The organism is Ancylomarina sp., assembly GCF_041555295.1.
In the GTDB taxonomy this organism is placed as follows: Bacteria; Bacteroidota; Bacteroidia; order Bacteroidales; family Marinifilaceae; genus Ancylomarina.
Genome location: NZ_JBFFKR010000159.1, coordinates 1 through 8,033, shown reverse-complemented (window position 1 = coordinate 8,033; position 8,033 = coordinate 1). Strand labels below are relative to the sequence as shown.

Here is an 8,033-nt window from a genome sequence, read left to right as displayed (position 1 = left end):
TTAAGGGCAGATCGGCATATAGCTTAAAGCGTTCTGTAATGTACTGAATGCTTTCGTTGCCATAGATTTTATCTTTACGGAAGTTCAATTGATTTTGGAACTCTTTACCTAAATCTGTTTCAATCAGATTATCGCTTAGATACATTCTGGAATCAAAATCTTTTTGCTGATGCTGATAGCCTATTTTGTGAGTAAAATTCCACCTTTTGATTTTATTAATCAGACTTACTGAATGATTAAAATTCAATTCTTCATTCTTAGCTTCTTGCAAAATGGCATTGTAGGTTTTACCTGAATTGAAAATATCTTCGTAAACGCCTGGTTTTATAAGTAAACTTTGTGGAGCCTTGTTGTATGATACAAAAGAGGCAAACTGCCACATTTTTTTCCCGAGGGGTTTAATCCATTTTAAATTATTGGAAAAAGATTGAAACGGGTTTTGATAATCCTGTCTTATAGGATCGGTATTTTGAATAACACGCCCCAATTGTGCATCCCAATAGGCTTGTATTTTTAAGGTGTTTTTGAGGTAATTGCGATCTGAATTTCGGCTCAGCGTGAAATCATTTATTAGCGAACGTTTGCTTAATCTATTACTGATTTTTTCCTGAAGAATAATGGTGTCATTTCCCAAATGGTATTCACTTCTGCTTCCGCCATTGTGTTTTTGGTAATCGTTCAGGTACGAACTGTTTACCCTTAGTTGTAAATCATTATTCAGCTTTAATAGGTAATTGGTTGATAGCAAATGGATGTTGTTATCAAGATAGCGTGCAGAAGTAAAGTTGGGGGTGGATAAATTCTTTATACCCAACAATTCTTCCTTTTCCGTGTTATTATCCAGCATATCCATTAAATCTTCGAAACTAAAAGACTTTAGATCCGTTGCCACATCCTTACCCGTATTGTTGGCTTGATAGGAACAAATCAGCTGTTGTTTTTTATTAAATAACATGGGTGTAATATTGGCATTCCATAGCAGTGGGCTAATTCCCATTCCTATTTTGGCCTTACCCGTCAGGGCTATGTTTCGTTTGAGCTTAATATTTAATGAAGCCTTATCTGTTGATGTTATATTTCGTAATAGCTTTATGGGTTCGTGATTTTCTAATACTTGCACTGAAGCAACCGATTCAGCAGGCAGGTTATTATTGGCTAAATTGTATCTGCCTTCCAGGAGATCCATGCCTTCGATATAAAATTTTCGAATGGGAGTTCCCTGATATAAAATTCGTCCATCAGACTCTACCTCCAAGCCTGGCAATTTATTGATCACATCGGCAATGACTTGATCGTTTTTTCCTAAAAAAGCAGGCACCGAATAGGATATCGTATCGCCATGTTGGCGTATAGGTGACGCTTTTATTCTAACTTCTTTTAATTCTTTAACTTCGGTAAATAAAGTGAAATTCTGTACCTGAGTTTTATTTGTGAGCCACAATTGTTGCCCTGAATAATTCAAAGATTGTGTTTTGATGAAGATAGAATCTCTGTCACTTTTGAAACCAATTGTGTACTCTCCTTTGTTATTTGATATCCCGAAAGCAATAATTCCCCCATCATTTTCTTTTTGAAGTAGCACATGTATGTTCTCTAGGCAGATACCATCTGTACTAACAATTTTACCTGTTATCTGGTTTTCTGCTACTGATATCTGACAAATGAATAGAAGAAAAATCGGAAAACACTTGAAAAGTATTTTCCGAAGATGATTTGATTTTATTTTGCACATATAATATTGATAAGACAGTATTAGGCAATTTTGTATTTATAATTCTATTGGGTTATAAATAAAAGCCGATGGCTTATTTTGTGGAGATATTCGGGTAACTGTAACTTCACTTGTCGTATTTATAAATTTTACGGCATCCTGTAAACACCTATTTTCGAGTTGTATGAATTTTCGTTTTTTACAATCCATATAGTCACGTTCCGGAATGTGGATCAACTTTTTTTTATTTTTTATCTGTTTGATTCCTACACATTGAAAAGAATAATGCCCCTCACTGTCTGCAACTGAAAGGATTAAACCTGGTGTACCATGAAATTTCCAAGGTCCATCGGAAACAGGAATCTCAGTTGTGAACCAGGCAATGTATTTTCTTCCAGAAAATTCACAAGTAGCTTTTAAACAAGGGTACTCAAGAATAGTATCTTTTTCTTGAGTGAGCTGCCATTCAAATTTTGACTTTTCTAGATATCTATAATAATCGGTAACTAATTTGCTGCAATAAGTTAGGCTTTCTGATTCTGGAATTTTTTTAAAAATGGAATATGATGGAGCTTTAGATATATACTTTGAACGATTCGCAAATATTTCCATAGGTGGAATATAATTTACATCAGAATAATACATTGAGTCTTTTTTCTGGTAATCTTCACTATAGAATTTTGAAGATTTATTACCAATATCCAAGGTCATTATTGTTCGTCTTTTATCAAGGATATCGTTTTTATTTTTTGAATATTCTAGTAGGTATTCGCAGCTTAAATAAGCAGTATCAATTGCTTCGTGATTTTCAATTTTATTCTGAGAATAAACCGAGGTGCAGGTAATGGCTAAGACCAATATTAGCAATATTCGATATATCGTTTTAGTATTTTGAGATTTAATTTTTGGCATCTAATAGTGCTTTAAAAAAGAGATTACATCAATTCAATAGGATTATTAGTTCTTCTGGCTTTAGTCATTGCACGCTCTTTTGCTTTCTTTCTGTCCTCAGGATTAGCAAAATGACCTCCCATATCTTCAAGGCGGCGAATGACATCTTGCTTCGCATCATTTTTTGCCTTTCTAAAACCTTCACGGCTGGAGCAAATTGTTTTTGGGTAAGTGGGTATGTATATTAGGGTTCCCATAGGAGGTTTCGTGGCTGATATTAATTCAAACACATAGTGCTTTTTGGTATCAGCAATTTTCACAATTAAGCCTGGTAAGCCGTTAAATTTATAGGGACCATCGCTGATCGGTATTTCGGTAGTAAACCAAGCTTCATAGTTTCTTCCTCTATACGATGTTGTCGCTTTTTGACAGGTGTATCCAGAAACGTTTGCTGTATCTGACAATATTTCCCACTTAAAAATACTTAGAGGCTCATTGTAAACAAACTTATCTTTAAATACCCGATCAAAAACGCTCATTGAACCTTTAGGATCGTTTTTAAAAATCTGATGATTAAATTTAGTTTTTGGGAATATAGACATGTCTGAAACAACAATTTGAGGAGGAATGCCTCTTTTGTCGAAATCTCTTACTAAGGAATCTGTTATTATCGAGTTGTAAGATTTGTATTTAGAACACTTCTCTCCTATTAAGAGAACCATTTTCTCATGTCTTACCCTTTTAGAGTTTGTAGAGTCCATTTGATAAGAAAACTGATAAGTGCATTGAAGTTTTGCCATATCAATTGCTTCGTGGTTATCCACTTCAGATTGACAATATGCCATACTGCAGGTTAGTAGTATAGATAATGTGGTAAGTAGTTTTTTCATAAATAGAGTTTTAAAATTTAGAAATATAGAGTCTGAATTTAAGTTAATCCAAACTCTATACGAAATGATTAGCCACAAATAGCAGCTTCTGCGTCTAGAACGTTTTGTGCAATTTGGTGAGTAGTTGAACCACAGGATACATACCCACTATAACATGATAAATTTGCGCTAACACAAGCAGCAGTAGAAACTTTAGGTGTAGCTGCTATTTATAACGATCCAAAAACTAAAAAACTTAAGGCTTTCTTTTTCATCTTGTCAAAATTTAAGTGTTAATAATAAAATTTACTTTAATTTTGCCCTTGTCTCCTCGAACGAGATTTTAGGTTTTCGAGTTTTAAATGCGAAATTGTTTAACTCGGACACTAAATTATGTAAGCTCGCTGACAGTATGCGTCAGTGAGCTTATTTTAATTAAGTCTAATAAGATATGTTGAATAGGGAGTTTTGTTGGGTTCATCGATTTACTCGTTTGTTCTATTCTAAATAAATTGTTTTTTAGAACGGCGAAGTTCACATAGTATTATAGTTTGTTGGTGGAGTATTTTTTTAACCTTCGTGGAGAAAATACGATTCTATAGATCTGCTATATTTGAATTTTAATCCATCACTTTTTAAGCTATCTAAGAATCGATACAGTACTCTTTCCTGTATACCGAATTTTAATGCCAGCTCTTTGGGTGTTCCTGTTGCTTTCTTCTGTGCCAGTTCAATAAATCGTTTCCTTCTTTCTAAAAAATCTATTTGGGTCATATTATGGGTTAATTAGGCGGTTTATACCTTTATTCCCTTTTTCGAAGAAAAGTAACCTAAGTAATTTAAGTTTTTGTGTTAAATGATGTTAAGTAGATGGTTGTGAGTTGTATTTTTTTTAGGTTAAGTAAAGTCGTCCGATGAATTTTTATTATTTCGACAATTCATCGGATGACTGAATGGGAACACTGAAGTGAAACTTTGATGCTTTCATTATCTGTGTTTTTCATTCGTTTTTACCATATTTATCACACATCATCACAGAAAAAGACTTTGTGGTGTTTTATTGAGTATCTTACATGCAGATATATAAATACTTTCTTTATATTTGCAGCGAATTTCAAACGGTTTCAGTCGAGCGTAATAGCTCGGTGAAACTGATTCTCGAAAGCATTCCCTTTAAGCTTCGATAGATAGAGGCAGGATTTTAATGATATAGGGTGATAGCGTTTTCGAATATTGATACTTAACAACTTGATACTTTTTTTAAGATATGGCTAAAGAAGAACAAGATAAAATATTGAATGAAGTCACACAAAGTGATTATAAATATGGCTTTTCGAGTGACATCGACACAGACTCTATTGCAAAGGGTTTGAGTGAAGATGTGGTTCGTCTGATTTCGGCTAAGAAAAACGAGCCGGAATTCATGTTAGAATTCCGTTTGAAAGCTTACCGTCATTGGTTGACTATGAAGATGCCCGAATGGGCTCACTTAGATATCCCACCTATCAACTATCAGGATATCATCTATTATGCAGCTCCCGTTCAAAAAGCGAAGTTGGAGAGTATGGATGACGTAGATCCTGAGATTCGTGCCACTTTTGAAAAGCTTGGGATTCCTTTGGACGAACAAAAACTCCTTTCGAATGTCGCGGTTGATGTGGTTATGGATTCATCATCGGTGAAAACAACCTTTAAAGAAGCTTTGGCTGAGAAGGGTGTTATTTTCTGTTCATTCAGTGATGCTGTTCAAGATCATCCAGATTTGATTCAGGAGTATATGGGAACCGTTGTTCCTTATCGCGATAATTTCTTCGCGGCCTTGAATTCAGCTGTATTTTCTGACGGGTCTTTCGTATACATTCCTAAAGGCGTTCGTTGCCCTATGGAATTATCAACTTATTTCCGTATTAATGCGGAAAATACAGGTCAGTTTGAACGTACTTTGATTGTATGTGAAGATGATTCATACGTAAGTTACCTTGAAGGTTGTACTGCACCTATGCGTGATGAAAACCAATTGCACGCTGCAATTGTTGAGATCATCGTAAAGGAGAATGCCGAGGTGAAATATTCAACGGTTCAGAACTGGTACCCGGGAAATAAAGAGGGTGTTGGTGGTATTTATAACTTTGTAACCAAGCGTGGTATTTGTCAGGGCGCTCATGCTAAGTTGATGTGGGCTCAGGTTGAGACTGGATCAGCAGTGACATGGAAATACCCTTCTACAATATTACTGGGTGATCATTCATCTAGTGAATTCTATTCGGTGGCTGTAACCAACAATCATCAGCAAGCCGATACAGGTACTAAGATGATTCATATTGGTAATCATACCAAGTCGACTATCATTTCGAAAGGTATTTCAGCAGGAAAATCGAATAACTCTTACCGAGGATTGGTAAAAGTTGTGAAGAACTGCGAAGGCGCTCGAAATTTCTCACAATGTGATTCGCTTCTATTGGGCGATAAGTGTGGTGCACATACTTATCCTTATTTGGAAGTTCATAATAAATCGGCTAAAGTCGAGCACGAGGCAACCACCTCGAAAATTGGTGAAGATCAGATCTTTTATTGTAACCAGCGAGGTATCTCAACTGAAGATGCTATTGGCTTAATTGTAAATGGTTACGCTAAAGAGGTGATAAATAAAATGCCTATGGAATTTGCCGTTGAAGCGCAAAAACTATTAGCAATTAGCCTCGAAGGCTCTGTCGGATAATCGACAACAGATAATTGAAAACTGATAACTGGAAAAAAGACAACAATGTTAAGTATAAAGAATCTACACGCATCAATCGACGGTAAAGAAATCCTAAAAGGGATTAACCTAGAAATAAAGCCAGGAGAAGTTCATGCTATCATGGGCCCTAATGGCGCTGGAAAAAGTACATTGGCTGCAGTTTTGGCAGGACGTGAATTATTTGATGTAACTAAAGGAGAGGTTACATTTGAAGGCAAGGACTTATTGGATTTAGCTCCAGAGGATCGTGCCAGAGAAGGTATCTTTCTGGGCTTTCAGTATCCAATTGAAATCCCGGGTGTGTCAACAGTTAATTTCATGAAGACTGCAGTAAACGAGCATCGCAAGTATAAAGGACTTGAGCCTTTGAAAGCTTCTGAGTTCTTGAAATTAATGCGCGATAAAAAGACTTTGGTTGAAATCGACTCGAAGCTAACCAATCGTTCAGTGAATGAAGGTTTTTCAGGTGGAGAGAAAAAGAAGAATGAGATTTTCCAAATGGCTATGCTTGAACCTAAGTTAGCAGTATTGGATGAAACCGATTCTGGATTGGATATTGATGCGCTTCGTATTGTAGCCAATGGGGTAAACAAATTGAAAACAGCTGAGAATTCAACTATTGTGATTACTCACTATCAGCGTTTGCTTGATTATATTGTACCTGATGTAGTTCATGTATTATTCGACGGACGTATCGTAAAAACTGCCGGTAAAGAGTTAGCTCTTGAATTGGAAGAAAAAGGATACGACTGGATTAAGGAAGAACTTGTTAACAATTAGTAATTATCAATTTATAATTACCAATCGATAATTGTACATTATGTCTATAGATACCATAAATAATGATTTTGCTGATTTGTTTGAGCAGGGGAAATCTCTTCTTGACGACAAGTCTTCAAAATTCATGAATACAAAAAGAGTGGAAGCCTTTGAGCAATTCAAAAAGCTTGGTGTTCCAACTCTTGCCAACGAAAATTACAAGTACACGAATTTAGTTCCTGCATTCGATCATCCTTACACGGTAGACTTGCAATACAGAACCGTAATGGGTGACTTGAATGAGTTGTTCTACTGCGACGTTCCTGAGTTAGATACCAATTTGGTTCTGCTTTCGAATGGTTGGTACTACAATCAGAATAGAAAACTTGATATTCCTGAAGGCGTTATTGTTTGCAGCTTACAAGAAGCAGCTGAAAAACATAGCGAAATCTTTAATAAGCACTATGGGAAATATGCCAAGCCAAACGAGGAAGGTTTAGTTGCACTAAATACAGCTTTGGCTAAAGATGGTGTATTTATTTACGTGCCTAAAAATGTAGTTGTTGAAAAACCTATTCAGGTGATTAACCTACTACGTTCCGATCGCGATTTAATGGCGACTCAGCGTAACCTGGTTGTGATTGAAGAAAATGCTCAGGCAAAACTAATTTTCTGCGATCATACCTTAACACATAACAAATACATATCGAATACAGTAAGTGAGATCAATGTCGCTAAAAATGCTGTTTTCGATTTATATACATTGCAAAATCAGCATCTGAATGCAACTATCCTTAATTCGGTATTTATCCGTCAGGAAGCGAATTCAAATGTATTAACCAACACGCTTTCTCTTTATGGAGGTATGATTCGTAACAATCATTATACTTTATTTGATGGCGAGCATTGCGAAAATCATACATATGGTATGTATTTGATGGATCGTAATCAGCATGTTGATAATTTCACTTTCGCAGACCATGCTAAACCTAATTGTGTGAGTAACGAACACTTTAAAGGCGTAATGGACGATGAAGCTACGGCTGCATTTACTGGAAAGATT

The 8,033-nt window shown here is 35.7% G+C and carries 7 protein-coding genes; 3 read left to right on the top strand and 4 right to left on the bottom strand.

The genetic code is table 11. The features are described from left to right. The 4 genes from ABY905_RS11310 to ABY905_RS11295 all read right to left on the bottom strand — a co-directional run. Positions 1–1,582: hypothetical protein (locus ABY905_RS11310; protein WP_372643815.1), on the bottom strand; the 1,582-nt coding region annotated here is incomplete at its 3' end. A 186-nt stretch (positions 1,583–1,768) separates the two neighbouring features. Then, a complete protein-coding gene (locus ABY905_RS11305) occupies positions 1,769–2,623 on the bottom strand; it encodes a GLPGLI family protein (protein WP_372643812.1) in 855 nt (284 codons plus the stop codon). Between the two features lie 23 nt (positions 2,624–2,646). Next, positions 2,647–3,492, bottom strand: coding sequence for a GLPGLI family protein (locus ABY905_RS11300; protein WP_372643809.1), 846 nt, complete (start codon positions 3,490–3,492; stop codon positions 2,647–2,649). Positions 3,493–4,041: 549 nt separating this feature from the next. Next, complete coding sequence (locus ABY905_RS11295; RefSeq protein ID WP_372643807.1) at positions 4,042–4,245, bottom strand: hypothetical protein; 204 nt, start codon at positions 4,243–4,245, stop codon at positions 4,042–4,044. A gap of 493 nt (positions 4,246–4,738) precedes the next feature. Here ABY905_RS11295 and sufB point away from each other — a divergent pair, with 493 nt between their 5' ends. The 3 genes from sufB to ABY905_RS11280 form a co-directional block, all read left to right on the top strand. Then, positions 4,739–6,190: a Fe-S cluster assembly protein SufB gene (gene sufB / locus ABY905_RS11290; RefSeq protein ID WP_372643805.1), complete on the top strand. Its 1,452-nt coding sequence runs from the start codon at positions 4,739–4,741 to the stop codon at positions 6,188–6,190. A 45-nt stretch (positions 6,191–6,235) separates the two neighbouring features. After that, positions 6,236–6,991: a Fe-S cluster assembly ATPase SufC gene (sufC, locus tag ABY905_RS11285; RefSeq protein WP_372643802.1), complete on the top strand. Its 756-nt coding sequence runs from the start codon at positions 6,236–6,238 to the stop codon at positions 6,989–6,991. Positions 6,992–7,031: 40 nt separating this feature from the next. Then, positions 7,032–8,033, top strand: a 1,002-nt coding sequence (locus ABY905_RS11280) for a SufD family Fe-S cluster assembly protein (RefSeq protein WP_372643799.1), incomplete at its 3' end; no start/stop codon positions are given.